This is a genomic window from Streptomyces sp. AF1A, assembly GCF_047340315.1.
Classification (GTDB): domain Bacteria; phylum Actinomycetota; class Actinomycetes; order Streptomycetales; family Streptomycetaceae; genus Streptomyces.
In genome coordinates this window covers 40,217-58,322 of sequence record NZ_JBLEBI010000027.1, presented here as the reverse complement: position 1 = coordinate 58,322, position 18,106 = coordinate 40,217, and the positions used below count along the sequence as shown (strand labels likewise).

The following is an 18,106-nucleotide window of genomic DNA, read 5'->3' as shown; positions in this document are numbered from 1 at the left end:
TGGTGCCGCCCATCCCGAAGCTGCTGACCCCGGCCACCGTCTCGCCGCGCGGCAGCCGCAGCGGCGACCTGAGCAGCCTGAGCCCGCGCTCGGCGAGCCGCAGCCGCGGGTTCTCGCGCTCGGCGTGGCGGCTGGCCGGCACGATGCGGTGGTGCAGCGCCAGCGCCGCCTTGATCAGCCCGGCGATTCCCGCGGCGCCCTCCGTGTGGCCGAGGTTGCCCTTCACCGAGCCGATCGCGCACGGCTCGGCCCGCCGCACCCCGTGCACCGCGCCCAGCGCCGCGCACTCGATGGCGTCGCCGAGCACCGTCCCGGTGCCGTGCGCCTCCACGAAGCGCACCTGGTCCGGGGAGATCCCGGCCCGGCGGTGGGCGGCCTGCAGCACCTTCTGCTGGGACCAGCGGCTGGGCGCGGTGACCCCGTTGCTGCGGCCGTCCTGGTTGACGGCGCTGCCCCGGATCACGGCGTACACCCGGCTGCCGTCCGCGACCGCGTCCTCGAGCCGGCGCAGCACCACCGCGCCCACCCCGTCGGCGCGGCCGATGCCGTCGGCGTCGGCCGCGAACGGCTTGCACCGCCCGTCCGGGGCAGCGAGCCCGAGCTGCTGGTAGACCAGGCCGAGCGTGGGCGAGAGCACCAGGTTGACGCCGGCCGCGACGGCGGTCGAGCACTCGCCGGTGAGCAGCGCGCCCACCGCGAGGTGCACGGCGACCAGCGACGAGGAGCAGGCGGTGTCCACGGCGAGGCTCGGGCCGTGCAGGTCCAGGTGGTACGAGACCCGGTGGGCGATCATCCCGGTGCTGCTGCCCGCGCCCAGCTGGGGCGTGGGCCGGTCCCGCCCGGACAGCGTCAGCCGGCCCCACTCGCCGCCCATCACGCCGACGTAGACCCCGGTGTCGCTGCCGGCGAGGGCGACCGGGGAGATCCCGGAGTCCTCGATCGCCCGCCACACGCACGGCAGCAGCAGCCGCTGGTGCGGGTCCATGGCGGCGGCCTCGCGCGGCGGCACGGCGAAGAAGGCGTGGTCGAATACGTCGATGCCGTCGGCGAAGCCGCCCCGCGCGACCTCGGGGTGGACGGCCGGGTCCCAGCGCCCCGGGGGCACGGCGCCGATGGCGTCGCCCGAGCCCAGCAGCAACTCCCAGTAGGCGTCGGCGCCGTGGGCGCGCGGGAAGAGGCAGTCGATGCCGGTGATCGCGATGTCGCCCATCAGCGCTCCCCGCCGTCGAAGGCGTCCGGGTGCGCCACCGGCAGATGGGCCAGCAGCCGCCCGACCGTGGGGTGGTCCCACAGCAGGGTCGGCTCGGCCTCGACGCCCCACTCGTCCTCCAGGTCACCGCACAGGCTGAGCGCCACCACGGAGTCGGCGCCGTAGTCGGCGAGCGGCACGTCCGGGTCGATCGTCTCGGCCGGCCGGTGCAGATACGCGGCGAGCCGGTCCAGCAGCCACCGCTCCAGGGAGGTGCCGGGCGTGGTGGGCCGGTGCGCGGGTGCGGTCATCGTGGAACTCCTTCGCGAGCACGCGGGGTCAGCCGCTCACTGGGGTGGTGTAGAGGTCGTAGCTGAGCTGGGCGCCGTAGCGGAGCTGCACCTCGTGCCGGATCCGGGCGGTGCACTGCGCGGGCAGGTCGGCGACCCGGAGCCCGAGCCTGCGGGCCACCCGGTGCAGGGCCGCGGCCGCCCAGGACGCGTCGGCCAGGAAGGGGTCGCCGCCGCGCCCGGCCTGCCGCCACACGCCGAGCACGGCGGCGGCGGCCAGCAGCAGCGCATGGCGGTCGACCAGCGCGAATCCGGCGGCCGGCCAGACGCCGGGGCGCGCACCGCGCTCCAGGCCGCGCACCCGCGCGCGCAGGTGGGCCAGTTCCGCGGCGAGCGCCCGGGCGTACGCGGCGAGCGCCCGCTCCGCCGGGCCGGCGCCAGGGACGCCGTCGGCGGCCGACGGCAGGCAGGCGGTGAGCGACTCGTGCCCCGACGCCAGCCGCAGCCGGTCCGCCGCCGTGGGCGGCACCGGGTCGCCGGGCCGGAACAGGGCGCCGGGCGGCGGCTGGGCGCTGCCCCAGGAGGTGCGGGCGAGCCGGAACAGCTGGGGGATGATCGTGGCCTGGCAGGCGGCCGTGCCCGCATGGCCGAGGCTCAGCACCGGGACGTCCCTGATGTGCTTCTGGAAGATGCCCAGCGAGCCCTCGCGGGCGTAGATGCCGGAGCCGAGCACGGTCGACAGGTCGTACATGGTCTCGATGAGCACCCTGGGCAGCAGGTACTTCAGGGCGGCCGAGTAGACGCTGGTCTGTTCCGGCAGCAGGTGCAGGGCGCGCAGCGCGAACACCGCGAGGCTGTCGTACAGCAGCAGGTTCACGAACGCGCCGGTGGTGGAGGCCGAGGCGCGGGCGGCGTCGGTGCGGCGGCCGGACCGGGCCGGTGAGGTCTGCGACTGCTCGAACATCACCGCGGTGCGCAGGACGGTGTCCACGGCCGCGACCGCGCAGGAGGCGATGACCGTGCGGCTCAGCTGGAAGGAGCGCAGGGCGGTGGCCACTCCGGTGCCCTCCGGGCCGAGCAGCGCCGTCTCCGGTACCGGGCACGCGTCGAACTCCAGCCCGGCGAACCGGCAGCCGCGCAGGCCGACGGCCACCCGGCGGGGCAGCAGCGCGGCCCGGTCGGCGGGCAGGGCGTCCGGGCGCAGCAGCAGCGCCGAGTGGCTGCGGCTGCCGCCCTCGTCGCCGGTGCGGCAGAACAGCACCAGCGCGTGGGCCCGTTCCAGGTTGTTGATCAGCGGTTTGGCGCCGCCCAGCACCAGGCCGTCCGGGGTGCGGCGGGCGGTCACCCCGCTGCGCACGTAGTCGTTGCTGTGGGCGGTCTCGTGCTGCGCGATGGCGGCCTTGCCGCCGCCGAGCAGCAGCCGGGCGACCCACGCACGCTGGTCCTCGGTGCCGGCCAGCCACACGTCGGAGGCGGCCATCCAGCTCATCATCCCGTAGCCCATGGCGAGCCCGACGTCCCGCCGGAACACGGGCCGCATGACGGCGACCAGATCCTCGTACGAGCACAGCCGCCCGCCGAGCCCGGCGGGCACGAACTCGGCGGGCGTGCCGAGGGAGTCGAGCAGTTCCTCACCGGCGTCGAACCGCTCGGCCAGCCGGTCGGCGGTGAGCAGCGCGGCGTACCCGTAGGGGTTGGCGGGGTCGGTGGGGTCGCCGAGCGCCGCCTCGACGCGCGCGGCACGGGCCCGGCCCGGCGCGGGGTCGCCGCACGACGGTGCGGGTGTGCCCGGCGTCTGAGCGAGCGCCGCGCTCACCACCGGCCGCCACCACCGGCCGGTTCGGGCAGCAGCAGGTCCTCGCCGAGCGCGGTGCGGCGGGCGCCCAGGAGGTCCCGCACCGCCGGGTCCAGGACCTGGTGGACGGCCTGCAGTTCACCGGACAGCAGCATGCGGCGGGTCTCCGCGCGGCGCACCTTGCCGCTGGTGGTGCGCGGCACCGTGCCGGGGCGCACCAGGAGCAGGTTGGCGAGCGGGGCGTTGCACTCGGCGCCGACGGCCTCCTGGAGGCGCCGGACGAGCCTGTTCGTCCGGCCGGCGTCCTCGAGTTCGGCGCGGGTCTCCTGCACCACCACGAGCTGCTCGCGCCCGCCCGCGTCGACGCAGAACGCGGCGGCGGCGCCGGGCCGCAGCCCGGCGGCGGCCTCCCGCACGGTCCACTCGACGTCCTGCGGGTACAGGTTGCGGCCGTTGAGGATGATCAGCTCCTTCAGCCGGCCCGTGACGTACAGCCGGCCGTCGGCCAGGACACCCAGGTCGCCGGTGCGCAGGAACCCCGTCTCGCCGTCGTCCAGGGTCGCCCGGAAGGTCTCCTCGCTCTCCTCGGGGCGCTTCCAGTAGCCCATCGCCACGCTGTCGCCGCGCAGCCAGATCTCCCCGACGCGGCCCGCGGGCAGCTCCCTGCGCTCCTCGGGCTCGACGATCCGCACGTCGTACCCGGTGACCGGCCCGCAGTCGACCAGCTCCCGCGCCCCGGCCACCGCCTCCGCGCCCTGCGGTTCGGCCAGCCGCCCGCGCTCCAGTGCCTCCGGGTCGGCCGCGCGCGTGCGCCAGGGCTCGCCGGGCGCGCCGCCGGAGACCAGCAGGGTCGCCTCGGCCAGCCCGTAGCACGGGTACCCGGCCGAGGCCCGCAGCCCGGCGACCGCGAAATGCCGGGCGAACCGGCGCAGGGTGTGCGGCCGTACCGGCTCCGCGCCGTTGAGCACCAGCCGCCAGCGGGAGAGGTCGAGGGAGGCGGCCTCCGCCTCGGGGATGCGGTCGACGCACAGGTCGTAGCAGAAGTTGGGGCCGCCGCCGACGGTCACGCCGTAGGTGTCGATGGCGCGCAGCCAGCGCATCGGCTGCCGGACGAAGGACTCGGGCGCCATCTGCACGGACATGCCGCCCAGCCAGACCGGGTGCAGCAGATGCGCGATGAAGCCCATGTCGTGGTAGTGCGGCAACCATCCGCCGAAACGATCCTGCGCATTGGTCCCCAGCACCTGCTGCAGCAGCCGCTGATTGTCCATCAGGTTGCGGTGGGACACCATCACCCCGCGCGGATCGCGCACGGAGCCCGAGGTGTACTGCAGGAACGCCAGGTCGTCGGGGCGGGTGCGCACCGGCTGCCAGGCGGCCGGGTCGCCGAGCTCCGGCCGGTCGGTGGCCAGGCAGTCGACGCCGTCCCGCCGCGCGTCGGCCAGCCACCGGGAGACCTGGGGCGCGCTCGCGGCCTCGGTCAGCACCAGGCGCGCGCCGGTGTCGTCCAGCATCGCCCGCACCCGGTCCGCGCGCCGCCCGTGACCGCCGGCGCCGTCCGGCAGCGGCGCGGGCACGGCCACCGCGCCCGCGTACAGGCAGCCCGCGTAGGCGCTGAGGAACTCCGCGGTGGAGGCGTACAGCAGCAGCACGGGGGTCCCGCCGGCCCGGCGCTCCTGCAGCACCGAGGCGATACGGCGGGCCCGCAGGCCGAGTTCGCCGTACGACAGCCGTACCGGGCCGACCGCCGCGCCGCGATGCCGCAGCTCGACGTGCGCCTCGGCGTCCGGCCGCTCCGCGATCCGCTCGCACAGCACATCGGTGAACGTGACCGGCCCGGTGGTGGACAGGTTCGACATCGCTCCCCCTCGCGACGATGACCGGCCGCACTCCCCCGTCCGGAGTACGGCCCCATGCCTGCTGTGCATGGTCGGACCTGCCGCTAAAGGGCCGCTTGGAGCGGCGGAAGGGGGATGCGGGGAGCCCGGTCGCGGCGTCGTACGGCCCGTCACCGCGCGGTGCGGGACGGCGGGCGCCGCCATTGTCCGGGGCAGACCTCGAGTTGCCGGTACGACACGCCGACCGTAACGTCCGTTTTGCCTGTGTTTGATCCACGTTTGGTGCTCGCCGGGCACCCCCCGCCGAGCACCGCCCATCTCCCAGGAGGAACCCTTGTCGGTCTATTCGCCGTTCCAGTCTGCCAGCGCCGCGGGCCAGGGAACGTACGGGCAAGCGCAGTCGTACGGACCGTTCCCGGCGGGGCATCAGGCCCGCCCCCAGGACCTCTGGGACAGCCTCGGCACACCGCAGCACACGGCCCAGACGGTCCAGCAGGTCGCGCAGACGGTCAAGACGATCTCCGACATCGTCGGCATGCTGAACGCCTCCCCGGCCGGACAGCAGCAGGGCATGCCCGGCCAGCAGGGCCAGTACGGCCACTTCGGCCAGCAAGGCCAGTACGGCCAGCAAGGCCAGTACGGCCACCAGCAGTTCCGCCCCCAGGACATCTGGGGGGACATCGGCTCGGCCATGAGCCAGACCGCTCCCTACATGCAGCAGATGCTGCCCGTCGCGGCCGCGATCCTCGCCGGCGCCTCCCACGCCGGAACGCACCAGGGCATGCCGGGCCAGTACGGCCAGCAAGGTCAGTACGGCCACCAGCAGACCGGCGCGCAGGGCGTCTGGGGCGGCATCGGTTCGGCCTTCAACTCGGCCGCCCCGACCGTCGAACACGTGGCCAAGGCCTTCGGCCCGCTCGTCCCCATCGCACTCGCCATGCTGAACGCGTCCCACGCCGCACAGCAGCAGGGCATGCCGGGCCAGCAGGGCGTGCCGCAGTACGCCGGCCAGCAGGGCGTGCCGCAAGGCCAGTACGGCCACCAGCAGACCGGCCCGCAGGACGTCTGGGGCGGCATCGGCTCGGCCATGAGCCAGACCGCTCCCTACATGCAGCAGATGCTGCCCATCGCGGCCGCGATCCTCGCCAGTGCCTGCCCCGCCGGACAGCAGCCCGGCATGCCCGGCCCCTACGGCCGGCAGTACTGACAGGACGCCGGAATGACGGATCCCGGCACCTGGTCCGGCAGCGCCGCCGGCACCGGGCAGGACACCGGATTCGGCCGGGCGGCGGCGTCCTCGCCCTGGGGAGGCGGGGTCGGCATGCCCGTCCCGCCGGGCGATGCGGGGCGCGCCCAGTGCGCGTCCCTGATCCTGCGGACGCACGCATGGCTCGAGCGGGCGGTCCCGCAGATGCCCGAGACGAACGGCCTCGTGCCCGTGGTGACACGAGCGGTCCAGCTCTACCGGACCGGTGACTACGCCGAGTGCTACGCGGTGATGAACGGTGTCGGCCAGGGCATCGCTCTCGCCGCGGCCCTGGCTCCGGTTGTCCCGCCGTGGTGAATCCCGGCGACCGCGGTCCGGGACCGGGAGAGATCCGGTCCCGGACCGCGCAGTACATGGTGGGTGCGACGGACCCCGGACTGCTCTCACGCGTCGCGGCGGAGCTCGGCGAGGAGGAAGGCATCACCGTGCGCACGGTCAGCGGGGCACCCGGCCGGCCCTCCGTCCTCGCGGTCTCGATGCCACCCGAGCGCGCCGACCGGCTGCGCGCCCAATACCTCGAACGGATCGCGATCGAGCCCGACGAGTCACTTCAGCACTACTGACACCGGCGGCGGAAGTCCGCACACGGATGACGGAGGAACGCAGACATGTCCGACACCCCCCAAGAGGCCCACGGCGACCACGCCCCGGAGCTCCGCCACCGGCCGAGGCAGTACCTGGTCGCGCCGATCCCGGAGCATCTGCTGCCCGCAGGGTTCACGCCGGTCGAAAGCGACGCCCTGTTCAGCCAGTTGCAGCAGGACCCCGAGGTCAGCGTGCACGGGCGCATCGTCCCGGCCCGGCACCCCTCGCTGGAGGGAAAGCCCCCCTTCCCCGAGGTGGCCGTGGTGCAGATGCCGCCGCACCGCGCGGCAGCCCTGGACCGGGACCCCCAGGTGCACATCGAACCGAACCACCACCTGCGCGTGGCCTGCCCGTATCCGACGGCCTGCGCACCGGCCGTCGAGGCACGCCGGTCCAACCCCGGTGTGCAGTTGCCCGCGGCCCCGCCGACCCAGGTGCCGTTCATGGTCTCGGCCAGTGACGGCGGCCCCCTCGCGAACGCCATGGTCGTCGTGCTGACCGACGAGCGGAACTTCCAGGCGACCACCGGCCCCGACGGGCGCGCGGTGGTGACCCTGACCGTGCACGACCCGACCATGGTGAACGGCGTCTACGTCAAGCCCGGCGGGGACTACTGGGAACGCTGGATCCCCCGCCCGGAGCTGTCCACCGAATCCGACAACCTGGTCATCCTCCACCCGCTGAGCGAGACCTTCCCCGGGCTGCCCGAGCGCCAGGCCAGCGGCTGGGGCCTGACGGCGATGGGGCTGGACCGCATCCCGCCCACCTACCGCGGGCAGGGGGTCAAGGTCGCGATCATCGACTCCGGGGCCGCGACGAGCCACCCGGAGCTGCGCAACCGTGTCACCCGGGGCATCGACCTCGTCGGCGACGAGGAAAAGCAGTGGTCGGTGGACGTCGTCGGCCACGGGACGCACTGCGCGGGTGTCATCGGCGCCGCCGACAACGGGGTCGGGATGCTCGGCATCGCCGTGGAGGCCGAACTGCACGCCTGCCGCGTCTTCCCAGGCGGGCGGTACAGCGAGATCATCCAGGCCCTCGACTACTGCATCCAGAACGAGATCGACGTCGTCAACCTCAGCCTCGGCGGCGACGAGCCCTCCGCCCTCGTCGCCCAGAAGATCGAGCAGGCCCGCCAGGCCGGCATCGCCTGCATCGTCGCCGCGGGCAACTCCGGTGGTCCCGTGGGCTTCCCCGCCCGGCTCCCGTCCGTGCTCACCGTCGCCGCGATCGGCAGGCTCGGCCAGTTCCCCTCCGACACCTACCACGCCACCCAGGTGTGGGGGCAGCCGAGCGCGCAGGGCTACTTCTCCGCCGCCTTCTCCTCCCACGGACCCGAGGTCGACGTGTGCGCCCCCGGGGTGGCGATCCTGTCGACCGTGCCGGACCACAGCTACGCGGTGTGGGACGGCACCTCCATGGCCACCCCGCACATCACCGGCCTGGCCGCTCTGGTGCTCGCCCATCACCCCGACTTCCGCAACGGCTACGGCGTGCGGGACGCCCACCGCGTCGACCGGCTCTTCCAGCTCCTGCGCGCCTCGTGCACCCCGCTGGACCTCGGCGACCCGGGCCGCACCGGTGCCGGTCTGCCCGACGCGATGCGGGCCCTGGGCCTGATGACCTCGCCGGAGGCGGCCGCCACCGCGGAACTCGCCCAGCTACGCGAGGCCATGCGGATGGCCGGCCTGCTCCCGGCGGTCCCGGGGGCGACCGCCGACCCCATCGAGCAGCTCCGCCAGCTGCTCAGAGCCGCGGGCCTGCTCCCCACGCCGTGAGCGCACGAGACCGTCGCCCGAGGTACTCGCCGGGACCGTCCCCGCACCGGCGGGGGCGGTCCCCGGTGCGCGCGCGAGCCCGCCGGACCGACGGATGCCCGGCTCCTTCGCGCCGCGGTCGCGGCCGCGCCCGTCCGGCGCGGCCCGCCTCCTCGTGCCGCTCGCTCCCGGGCCGCCGGTTAGCCCACCTGGCGGGGTGCGCCGGTGCGGATCCCCGATCCGCGCGGCCGCCCGTGCTTCGATCGAGCCAGGAGGCATATGACATGGCTGACGATCGATCACATCGCACCCGTTCCCCCCTCGTTCCGTCCCGCCGCAACGTGCTGGCCGCGGCGGCCCTGGCGCCCGTCCTCACCGCGGTGCCCGAGGCCCGGGCCCTGTCCGGGCCGCACGGCCGCGCCCTGGTGGCGCCGGTGCTGACCAAGCTGACGGACTGGGCGGACGTGGGCAAGGCTCTCGGCCGGCCCGGCGACATGAAGCGGTACATGTACCACACGGGTCTGCCGCGCCGAGACCTCAAGGTGTACTCCCGCGGCGTCCGGATCGACCCCGCGCTCGCCCTGGGTACGCACGTGTCCTTCGTCCGGTACGCGGACGGCAGCACGCTCCTGATGGGCGACGTCGTGGTCACCGAAGGCGAACTGCAGCATTTCACCGATGTCCTGCAAGAACACGACATCATGCAGACCGCCATCCACAAGCACCTGCTCGCCCACGAGCCGGAGGTCTGGTGGATCCATGTGCACGCCCACGGGCACGATCCGGTCACCGTGGCCCGCGGCCTGCGCGCCGCGTTCGACCGCACCGGCACTCCTCCGGCCCAACCGGCCACCTCCGCTCCCCGCGTCGACCTGGACACGGCCGCCATCGACGCCGCCCTGGGCGTCAAGGGCGTCCCCGACGGCGTGGTCTACAAGTCCACCTACGTCCGGAAGGAGACCGTCGCCGACGGCCCGCTGATCCTTCCCCCGGGGCTCGGCGCCACCACCTCCGTCAACTTCCAGCCGCTCGGCGGGGGCAGGGCGGCCGTCAGCGGTGACCTGGTGCTGATCGCCGGCGAGGTCCAGCCCGCGCTGGTGGCCCTGCGGCGCGGCGGCATCGAGCTCGTCGAGCTGCACCACCACAACCTGACGGACGAACCGCGCCTGTTCTTCGTCCATTACTGGGGCATCGGCGATGCCGTCGCTCTCGCCAAGGCCATCCGCCGGGCCGTGGACATCACCAACGTCGTACCCATGCCGGGAGGAGCCAGCTCATGACCACGGACGACGAGCCGATCACCTGCCCGTTCGACTACAGCGAGGCCCTGGACTTCGACCCCGAGCTCGCGGACCTGATGCGCCGGGACACCCCCGCCCGCATCCGGCTGCCCTACGGCGACGCGGACGCCTGGCTGATCACGAATTTCGAGTCCGTCAAGCAGGTGACGACCGACCAGCGGTTCAGCCGGGCGGGCATCATCGGCAAGGACTACCCGCGCATGACGCCGGAGCCCATCGTCTCGCCCGAGTCGATCAACGTGATGGACCCGCCGCAGAGCAGCCGCGTCCGCCACCTGGCGTCCCAGGCCTTCACCCAACAGCAGGTCGAGGCCATGCGGCCCCGCATCCTCCGGCTCGCGGACCGCCTGCTGGACGACATGGAGCAGGACGGGCCGCCCGCCGATCTGGTCAAGTACCTCTCGGACCCGCTGCCCCAGCACACCGTCCTGGACCTCCTCGGCGTCGAACGCGCGGAGTGGCCCCGCATCCAGGAGTCGGTGCACCAGCTCCTCGTCGTCGGTGAGGACAACAAGGAGGTCGCCGCGAGCGCCAAGGCGGACCTGACGGCGTACTTCGGCAAGCTCGTCGAACAGCGCCGCTCCTCGCCCGGCCCGGACCTGATCAGCGCCATGGCCGCGGCGCGCGACGGCCAGGAGCAACTGGACGACAGGGAACTGGCGGTCATGGCCCTGGTGCTGGCGCTCAGCGGCCAGGACACGGCGACCTGCCAGATCAGCGACATCACCTACCTGCTCCTGACGCGCCCCGAGCTGATGGAGCGGCTCAGGAGCCGCCCCGACACCCTCACCGACGTCCTGCACGAACTGCTCCGCGTCATCCCGTTCCGCAAGGGGGTGGGCATCCCCCGCGTGGCGCTGGAGGACGTGGAACTGGACGGTGCCCACATCCGGGCGGGCGACTTCGTGCATGTGTCGTACCTGACGGCCAACCGCGACCCGAAGCGCTACTCCGACCCGGACCTCATCGACCCCGACCGGCCCAGCGCCCCCCACATGACCTTCGGCTGGGGCGGACACCGGTGCATCGCCATGCCGTTGGCCATGGCCGAGCTCGAAGTGGCCATCGGACGGCTGGTCGAGAGGTTCCCCGGGCTGCGGCTCGCGGTGCCGCCGGAGGAGCTGCGGTGGGACGCGAAGACGATCAGGCGCTTCCCGCTGAAGCTGCCGGTCGCCTGGTAGGGACACGCGCACCACGAGCGATGGGCCACTTCCGGGGGCGCTCCCGGAAGTGGCCCATCGCCATGTGGTGGGAGTACGTCGCGCGGATTCGTACGCGGATACCTCCGGCGCGCTCAGCGACGGGCCCCCGTCCGGCGCACTCGGCGACGGACCGCCACGAGCCGGTCAGACCGGACGCGTCAGGCGCCCCGCCGGCACACGGGCCCGAACCCGCACGACCCGTCAGACCCGCCCCTCGAAACGACCCGCAAGCACACGGGCCCGGGCCTGCTGGACCGCCCCCGCCCGGGAGGCGGCGAACCGCAGCAGGCCCGGGGGCGTCCGCAGGTGCAGGGTGTCGACGACGACGCTGCCGGCCCGGTCGCCCTCGACGGCGAAGCGGTAGCTCATGCGGACCCGGCCCGGGCTGCGGACCTCGCCGGAGACCTCGGCGGAGCGCGGCAGGCCGTCCGGGACGGCGACGAGCGAGACGTCGATGAGGTTGTCGTACCGCAGCACGCCCAGGAACCGGAACCGCTCCACCGCCGTGTAGTGCACGGTGCCGCCGTCGCGGCGCACGTCCCGGACGGCGACGACGAGCGGCGACAGTCCGACGTAGTGCGCCGGCTCGGCCAGGTGCGCGAACACCTCCTCCGGTGACGCGTCGATCCGGAACGTGTGCTTCAGCTCGATGGACGGCACCTCGGACCCCTCCCCCACGGCGACACGACGGCACGGTGATCCTCCCACCGTCGGCGCCGGCACGGCAGCGATGGGGCGTGAAGCGCGCACCCCCCGCCGCATCGCGCCGCCCGCCAGCGGTGGTGGCCCGCGCCGAGGGGGTTCAGGATGGAGGAAGCGGCGGATTCGGAGCCACAGTGATCATCGCGCTGGACCGGTCGCCCTCCTGCCCGGCCCCTGCCCTCGCGTGCACGGCCTGCTGCGCGAGTGCCCGCTCCCCGGCGCCCAGGGCGAGCGATGGTCGGAAGGAAGATCGTCATGCCTACCGACACCGAGCTGCTCAGCACCGACGACAAGGGGCTGGAGGAGCTCTTCCGCAAGAGCCCCGCCGGTGAGATCCCCAAAGGCCCGCTGGAGGGAACGGCGATCATCACCGGCGTGGGCCCGGCGGGAACGCGTCTGCTCGCCGGCCTCGTCCATCTGTTCGGGTGGCGGGGGAAGGTGTTCAGCCCGGACGGCTACCTCAGCAACCGGCTCACACCGCTGGACATCCTGTCCATCGTCGCGACGGTCGGACCCGGCCCGAGCCGCCTGGACGACCAGGACTGCATCGTCATCGACTACTCCGACACCTCCCTGGTGTTCGGGGGCGTGCGGGACGAGCTCCGCCAGGTCGGCCCGGACCTGTACCTGGGCCTGATCTGGCTGTTCGGCCGCAGGATCGGCTGGTTCACGCTGCGTGAACCGAACAGCGGCACCGAGTAGACACCGAGCAGAGGGGGCCCGCCTTGTTCACCCCCGGCACTGGTATCCGCAGCACAACGCGCGGAAGGACGCGCGGCGCCGGACGGGCCGAGTCGCACCTCGCACGGTCGGGCAACGCCCTGGCCGCCTCGGTCACGATGGCACTGGCCCTCACGGCGCTTCCGGCAGCGGCGCCTCCGGGCACGCCGGCCCCGCTGCACGGGACCGTCACCAGCGCGGGCAAGCCGCTGTCCCACGCCGACGTCAGGCTCTTCGCGGGGGACCAGCAGGGCGTACGGGAACTGGGGCACGCCACCACCGACGCGAGCGGGTCGTTCCAGATCCGGCCCGGCCGGCGCACCGGCTCGGTGCTGTACGTCGATGCCACACGCTCCGGTGACCGCTCCCTGCGGCTGCGCTCCGTCGCCGGATTCGGTCCGGGCGGCGGCGTGCCGCAGCGTTCCGAACCCGCCGTCACCGTCAACGAGTTCACCACCGTCGCCGCCGCCTACGCCCTGGCCCAGTTCACCGGCCCGCGCGGCGTCACCGGGCCGAGCCCCGGCCTGGAGAACGCCGCGGCCACGTCCTACAACCTCGCCGATCCGGCCACGGGGAAGCCCGGCAGGGTCGTCACGGACCAGAACAACGGCAACAGGAACGACACCCTGGCCACCCTCGGCACCCTGGCCAACCTCGTCTCCCTGTGCGCGCCGGGAGCGGACGCCGGACGCTGCCGGGACGTGCTGCGCCTGGCCACGCCGCAGGGTGGACCGGCCCCGGGCGACACCACGCAGGCGGTCCTCGGTCTCGCCCGCAATCCGAGGCTGGCCACGGGCAAGCTGTACGCCCTGGCCCGGCAGGCACAGACGTACACGCCCGCCCTTCCGGCGGCACCGGCGGCCTGGGTCCTGGCCCTGCACTACACCGCGCCCTACGTCTACGCCCCCGGCCGTATCGCCTTCGACGCGAAGGGCAACGTCTGGGCCGCCAACAACTGGCTGCCCGGAACGCGCAACCCCAGTCCGTACGTCACCGTGCAGGACCCGGTGGGCAATCCGACCCTGAACAGCCCGCTCAGCGGCGGCGGCATGAAGGCGGGCGCGTGGGGCATCGCCATCGACCACAGGGGTTCGGTATGGGTGCCCAGCTATGCCGGCAACGCCATGGTGAAGTACTCGGCGGACGGCAAGCTGCTGTCGCCCGGCACCGGGTTCAGGAACGGCGACCTCAACCATCCCCAGGGCACCGCCGTGGACCAGAAGGGCAACATCTGGATCGCCAACTTCTACGGCCTGAAGGGCAACCAGGGCCGGGGAAGCGTGATCGTCTACCCGCACGGCGACCCCTCGAAGGCGATCACCATCACCGGTGGTGGCCTCGACCACCCGTTCGCCCTCCAGATCGACGGCTACGGCCGGGCGTGGGTCTCCAACGCCCGCCTCAACGGCGCGAAGTTGCTGGACTCACGCCCCCTCAAGGGCCACGCGGGCGGAAGCGTCACGGTCATCGGCCCCGACTTCAAGCCGACCTCGTTCTCCCCGATCAAGGACGAGTCGCTCGACTGGCCCCTGGCCCTCGCCGTCGACTCGAAGAACAACGTCTGGGTGCCCAGCTTCCTCGGCAACTCCGTCACCAGGATCGGACCCGACGGCAAGGTCGCAGGCGTCTACGGACTGCCCACGGCCATCGCACCCTGGTCCGTGGCCGTCGACGGCTCCGACCGCGTGTGGGTCGCCGGGTTCGGCGCCCCGTCCGTGTCCGTGCTGTGCGGTGTGAACACCCGCGCCTGCCCGCCCGGCTCCGCCACCGGCTCCCTGCTCTCCCCGCCCGGCGGCTACCGCAGCGCCTCCATCCAGCACCTCACCGCCGTCCAGCTCGACCAGTCCGGCAACGTCTGGCTGGCCAACAACTGGTCCCGGCTCGCCCCACCCACCGGCGGCAACGGCCTGGTCGAACTCATCGGAGCCGCCACACCCGTCTGCACACCCCTGACCCCCCTCCCGGCACGCCCGTCGTCGACCACCTCGCCCGCCTGCCCACCCCAGACCAGCACGCAGCCGAGATGACGGGGCTCTGCTCAGCAGGGGACGCCTGCCGTCGCCTCACCAGGGCCTGACTGCCGTCCGGCGCCCCTGTCCGCGGTACGCGACCGGCCGGTCCCGGCGCCGCGCCGAAGCCCGGCCCGGGTCGCTGCCCTGAAACGGCAGGCGGAACGGGCCGCGTCCCGCCGCCGCTGACCAGGGGCGCCCGAACGGGCGGACCTCCCTGTCACCGTGGGCACCAACGGCAGCGACAACCCCGCCTCTTCAGGAGCAAGCAGCTAGGACGCGAGCTGCCGTACGGATGAGTACAGGTTCCGGCCGTTCTCCAGGGGCTGATCGGGAACGTGTCCCAGCCACAGCGTGACGCCGTGGTGCCGTTCCCAGTAAGCGGCGTACGCCGCGTTGGCGAGCCGTTCCGGCACGAGTACCAGCGGCACGAGGGCCACCAAGGGCTCCCAGAACAGGGCAGCGAGCAGCGTCGGCACCACCAGGAAGGCTACGAACCTCAGGGCCTGGCTACGAGGGAGAGACGCCCCCAGCGTGGGAAGCACCGTGTCGGGGTTCAGGGGAACCGCCCTCTCGAAGTCCCGCTTCTCACCGCGCCGCCCGAACACAGGACTGACGGCGACGACGCCGGCGATGACCAGCCAGCCGGCGTCCACCTCGGGGATGTCGCGCACACCGAACGTCACGACCGCGCTGATGGCGACGGCGCACACGGCCTGGACCACCATCGTCAACTCGTTGTGGACATACCTGAGCATGCTCTCCCCCTCCCCACCCGCCTACGTGCAGCCGAGCACCGCCCCCACTATGCCTGCGCGGGGGGATCGACGGTGATCGCGGTGCCGGGACCATCCCCGCGGGCGCGGGGAGCACGCGGACCTCGTCGGCCAGATGGTCAACGGCCTGGGACCATCCCCGCGGGCGCGGGGAGCACCCACCTAGGGGCCCGACCGGCGTCCCTGGCCGGGGACCATCCCCGCGGGCGCGGGGAGCACACGTGGCTGGAGATTCCGGGCAAGGGTCTGCTGGGACCATCCCCGCGGGCGCGGGGAGCACCGCTTGAAGCGATCGGTCGCGAAGCCCGTCCCGGGACCATCCCCGCGGGCGCGGCGAGCACTTGCGTCGCGTGGTGGGAATCATGGCCCCAGGGGGACCATCCCCGCGGGCGCGGAGAGCACTGGCTGCTGCTGGTAGAGGGCCCACCAGACGCGGGACCATCCCCGCGGGCGCGGGGAGCACCTGTTCGTCGAGCTCGACCCGACGGTCGAGGAGGGACCATCCCCGCGGGCGCGGGGAGCACACAATGGCCGAGGGATTCGGTCCTGACTATCCGGGACCATCCCCGCGGGCGCGGGGAGCACCGGCGCGTCCGGTGGCGCATGGCGCGCGCCGAGGGACCATCCCCGCGGGCGCGGGGAGCACGGCGAGGGCGAGGGCGGCCTCGGCATGGTCGTGGGACCATCCCCGCGGGCGCGGGGAGCACGATCGGAGGGGTTCAGGGGCGCACGTGACCGTGGGACCATCCCCGCGGGCGCGGGGAGCACGGCCGCCCATGCCTCCATGAACGAGGTGGCCTGGGACCATCCCCGCGGGCGCGGGGAGCACCCGGCCGTGGTGCCCGGTTCGTGCACGAGCGCGGGACCATCCCCGCGGGCGCGGGGAGCACGGAATGTCCGCCTGCATGAATTCGCATACCCAGGGACCATCCCCGCGGGCGCGGGGAGCACGGTCCTGATCATCGGGACCCTGTGGCGGCTCGGGGACCATCCCCGCGGGCGCGGGGAGCACGCCCCGAACTCGGAGACGACCTGCCGGCGCTGGGGACCATCCCCGCGGGCGCGGGGAGCACCATGGAACAGGCGGCTGCCGGGTTTGAACCGGGGGACCATCCCCGCGGGCGCGGGGAGCACCTCTTCGATGCGGGCGAGGTTTGCCTTATTCGGGGACCATCCCCGCGGGCGCGGGGAGCACGTGAGGGTCTTACGGCCGACGGTGGTCTGTTCGGGACCATCCCCGCGGGCGCGGGGAGCACTTCGCCGTCCTCGCCGAGAAGTCCGACGCAGAGGGACCATCCCCGCGGGCGCGGGGAGCACCTCGCCGTCGAAGCCCTCGCCGCCGCCCTCGCGGGACCATCCCCGCGGGCGCGGGGAGCACCATGGATCCCCCTTTGAGGCGACCTCGATGACGGGACCATCCCCGCGGGCGCGGGGAGCACACCGCCCCAGTCGGTGTCGGGGACGGCGGCGAGGGACCATCCCCGCGGGCGCGGGGAGCACGCGGTTCGGAGTTCGTCGGCGGGTGTCATCGGGGGACCATCCCCGCGGGCGCGGGGAGCACATGAGCTCGACGATGTTCGGGTGGAGCGGCCAGGGACCATCCCCGCGGGCGCGGGGAGCACGGTTAGGCGATGGATTCGGCGGCGCCGGGCCGGGGACCATCCCCGCGGGCGCGGGGAGCACTTCGCAGGTCAGCGGCCAACAGGGGGGTCGGTGGGGACCATCCCCGCGGGCGCGGGGAGCACACCGAGGCCGAAGAAGGGCCGGAGTTGCTGTCGGGACCATCCCCGCGGGCGCGGGGAGCACCCGGTGAGCCTTTACCGTTGGACCGGAATGCCGGGACCATCCCCGCGGGCGCGGGGAGCACACGCACGAGCTGGGCAAGAGCTCGGGCGGCACGGGACCATCCCCGCGGGCGCGGGGAGCACCCGGACAGCCCTGACTCCCCCCAACTCGCCCTGGGACCATCCCCGCGGGCGCGGGGAGCACCCGATCCGTCACACCCATCACGCCCTTGATCACGGGACCATCCCCGCGGGCGCGGGGAGCACCAGAATGCCGCCCCCGAGTATCTGCGCGGCGTGGGACCATCCCCGCGGGCGCGGGGAGCACGTCGACCCGACCGACTGCCCGGAGTGCGCCGGGGGACCATCCCCGCGGGCGCGGGGAGCACCAGGAAGTCCATCGTTCGGTCGATGATCTGCCGGGACCATCCCCGCGGGCGCGGGGAGCACTCAATCCGGATTCGGAGGGGAGGCGGGAGAGGGGGACCATCCCCGCGGGCGCGGGGAGCACTTCGATCCGTAGCGCCAGGCGATCTCGCCGAAGGGACCATCCCCGCGGGCGCGGGGAGCACAATTCCTGTTGGTTCAGGGTCTCCACGGTCGCGGGACCATCCCCGCGGGCGCGGGGAGCACACCTGCGCCACCGCGAGTTTCGCCTGTGCCAGGGGACCATCCCCGCGGGCGCGGGGAGCACCAACGGTGTGTACACCGCCACCGCCGGCTCCGGGGACCATCCCCGCGGGCGCGGGGAGCACGCTGACTGGAGGGTGCCGCGGACGGTGACGTTGGGACCATCCCCGCGGGCGCGGGGAGCACGCTTCGCGACCTGCGGCTTTATCCCTGAGGCAGGTCGCTTTGAAGCAGTTTCACTGATTCCGGCAAAGTACGGAT

The 18,106-nt window shown here is 73.7% G+C and carries 14 protein-coding genes and 1 CRISPR repeat array; of the genes, 8 read left to right on the top strand and 6 right to left on the bottom strand.

Features of this window, described 5'->3' with window-relative positions; translation table 11 throughout:
- The 4 genes from ACLU3S_RS11705 to ACLU3S_RS11690 form a co-directional block, all read right to left on the bottom strand.
- Positions 1-1,210, bottom strand: a 1,210-nt coding sequence (locus ACLU3S_RS11705; RefSeq protein WP_413951713.1) for a polyketide synthase, incomplete at its 3' end; no start/stop codon positions are given.
- Positions 1,210-1,500 carry an acyl carrier protein gene (locus ACLU3S_RS11700; RefSeq protein ID WP_413951712.1) on the bottom strand — a complete coding sequence of 97 codons (291 nt, stop codon included), beginning with the start codon at positions 1,498-1,500 and terminating at the stop codon, positions 1,210-1,212. The genes ACLU3S_RS11700 and ACLU3S_RS11705, both read right to left, overlap by 1 nt.
- 28 nt (positions 1,501-1,528) lie before the next feature.
- Entirely contained in the window at positions 1,529-3,295 is a 1,767-nt protein-coding gene (locus ACLU3S_RS11695; RefSeq protein WP_413951711.1) for an acyl-CoA dehydrogenase, read from the bottom strand.
- Positions 3,292-5,133, bottom strand: a complete 1,842-nt coding sequence (locus tag ACLU3S_RS11690) for a fatty acyl-AMP ligase (RefSeq protein ID WP_413951710.1) — start codon at positions 5,131-5,133, stop codon at positions 3,292-3,294. The genes ACLU3S_RS11695 and ACLU3S_RS11690 overlap by 4 nt, the downstream gene beginning before the upstream one ends.
- A gap of 313 nt (positions 5,134-5,446) precedes the next feature.
- Between ACLU3S_RS11690 and ACLU3S_RS11685 the strand changes: the two genes are divergently transcribed.
- The 6 genes from ACLU3S_RS11685 to ACLU3S_RS11660 all read left to right on the top strand — a co-directional run bounded on the left by ACLU3S_RS11685 (position 5,447) and on the right by ACLU3S_RS11660 (position 11,203).
- The gene (locus ACLU3S_RS11685) at positions 5,447-6,319 is read left to right on the top strand and encodes a hypothetical protein (protein WP_413951709.1); all 873 of its coding nucleotides are present in this window, start codon (positions 5,447-5,449) and stop codon (positions 6,317-6,319) included.
- A 12-nt stretch (positions 6,320-6,331) separates the two neighbouring features.
- A complete protein-coding gene (locus ACLU3S_RS11680) occupies positions 6,332-6,676 on the top strand; it encodes a hypothetical protein (RefSeq protein WP_413951708.1) in 345 nt (114 codons plus the stop codon).
- 56 nt (positions 6,677-6,732) lie between these two features.
- Positions 6,733-6,942 (top strand): hypothetical protein, encoded by a 210-nt coding sequence (locus tag ACLU3S_RS11675; RefSeq protein WP_413951707.1) that lies wholly within the window; start codon positions 6,733-6,735, stop codon positions 6,940-6,942.
- Between the two features lie 45 nt (positions 6,943-6,987).
- The gene (locus ACLU3S_RS11670) at positions 6,988-8,742 is read left to right on the top strand and encodes a S8 family peptidase (RefSeq protein WP_413951706.1); all 1,755 of its coding nucleotides are present in this window, start codon (positions 6,988-6,990) and stop codon (positions 8,740-8,742) included.
- A gap of 263 nt (positions 8,743-9,005) precedes the next feature.
- The gene (locus ACLU3S_RS11665) at positions 9,006-10,001 is read left to right on the top strand and encodes a DUF1259 domain-containing protein (RefSeq protein ID WP_413951705.1); all 996 of its coding nucleotides are present in this window, start codon (positions 9,006-9,008) and stop codon (positions 9,999-10,001) included.
- Entirely contained in the window at positions 9,998-11,203 is a 1,206-nt protein-coding gene (locus ACLU3S_RS11660) for a cytochrome P450 (protein WP_413951704.1), read from the top strand. The genes ACLU3S_RS11665 and ACLU3S_RS11660 overlap by 4 nt, the downstream gene beginning before the upstream one ends.
- Positions 11,204-11,425: 222 nt before the next feature.
- On the opposite strand, the gene ACLU3S_RS11655 is transcribed toward ACLU3S_RS11660, so the two are convergent.
- Positions 11,426-11,884 (bottom strand): SRPBCC family protein, encoded by a 459-nt coding sequence (locus tag ACLU3S_RS11655; RefSeq protein WP_413951703.1) that lies wholly within the window; start codon positions 11,882-11,884, stop codon positions 11,426-11,428.
- Positions 11,885-12,181: 297 nt separating this feature from the next.
- Here ACLU3S_RS11655 and ACLU3S_RS11650 point away from each other — a divergent pair, with 297 nt between their 5' ends.
- A complete protein-coding gene (locus ACLU3S_RS11650; RefSeq protein ID WP_413951702.1) occupies positions 12,182-12,628 on the top strand; it encodes a hypothetical protein in 447 nt (148 codons plus the stop codon).
- A gap of 137 nt (positions 12,629-12,765) precedes the next feature.
- Positions 12,766-14,673, top strand: a complete 1,908-nt coding sequence (locus tag ACLU3S_RS11645; RefSeq protein WP_413951701.1) for a hypothetical protein — start codon at positions 12,766-12,768, stop codon at positions 14,671-14,673.
- A 254-nt stretch (positions 14,674-14,927) separates the two neighbouring features.
- Here the strand turns inward: ACLU3S_RS11645 and ACLU3S_RS11640 are convergent, their stop codons facing one another.
- On the bottom strand, positions 14,928-15,413 hold the full coding sequence (locus ACLU3S_RS11640; protein ID WP_413951700.1) for a hypothetical protein: 486 nt from the start codon (positions 15,411-15,413) through the stop codon (positions 14,928-14,930).
- 86 nt (positions 15,414-15,499) lie between these two features.
- Positions 15,500-18,031: a CRISPR direct-repeat array (repeat unit 29 nt; unit sequence GGGACCATCCCCGCGGGCGCGGGGAGCAC).
- Positions 18,032-18,106: the final 75 nt, after the last annotated feature.

Excerpts from the sequence above, each read along its gene's own strand:
- ACLU3S_RS11700 (WP_413951712.1), bottom strand. The coding sequence starts at position 1,500 with ATGACCGCACCCGCGCACCGGCCCACCACGCCCGGCACCTCCCTGGAG.
- ACLU3S_RS11690 (WP_413951710.1), bottom strand. The coding sequence starts at position 5,133 with ATGTCGAACCTGTCCACCACCGGGCCGGTCACGTTCACCGATGTGCTG.
- ACLU3S_RS11680 (WP_413951708.1), top strand. The coding sequence starts at position 6,332 with ATGACGGATCCCGGCACCTGGTCCGGCAGCGCCGCCGGCACCGGGCAG.
- ACLU3S_RS11675 (WP_413951707.1), top strand. The coding sequence starts at position 6,733 with ATGGTGGGTGCGACGGACCCCGGACTGCTCTCACGCGTCGCGGCGGAG.
- ACLU3S_RS11670 (WP_413951706.1), top strand. The coding sequence starts at position 6,988 with ATGTCCGACACCCCCCAAGAGGCCCACGGCGACCACGCCCCGGAGCTC.
- ACLU3S_RS11665 (WP_413951705.1), top strand. The coding sequence starts at position 9,006 with ATGGCTGACGATCGATCACATCGCACCCGTTCCCCCCTCGTTCCGTCC.
- ACLU3S_RS11660 (WP_413951704.1), top strand. The coding sequence starts at position 9,998 with ATGACCACGGACGACGAGCCGATCACCTGCCCGTTCGACTACAGCGAG.
- ACLU3S_RS11650 (WP_413951702.1), top strand. The coding sequence starts at position 12,182 with ATGCCTACCGACACCGAGCTGCTCAGCACCGACGACAAGGGGCTGGAG.
- ACLU3S_RS11645 (WP_413951701.1), top strand. The coding sequence starts at position 12,766 with ATGGCACTGGCCCTCACGGCGCTTCCGGCAGCGGCGCCTCCGGGCACG.
- ACLU3S_RS11640 (WP_413951700.1), bottom strand. The coding sequence starts at position 15,413 with ATGCTCAGGTATGTCCACAACGAGTTGACGATGGTGGTCCAGGCCGTG.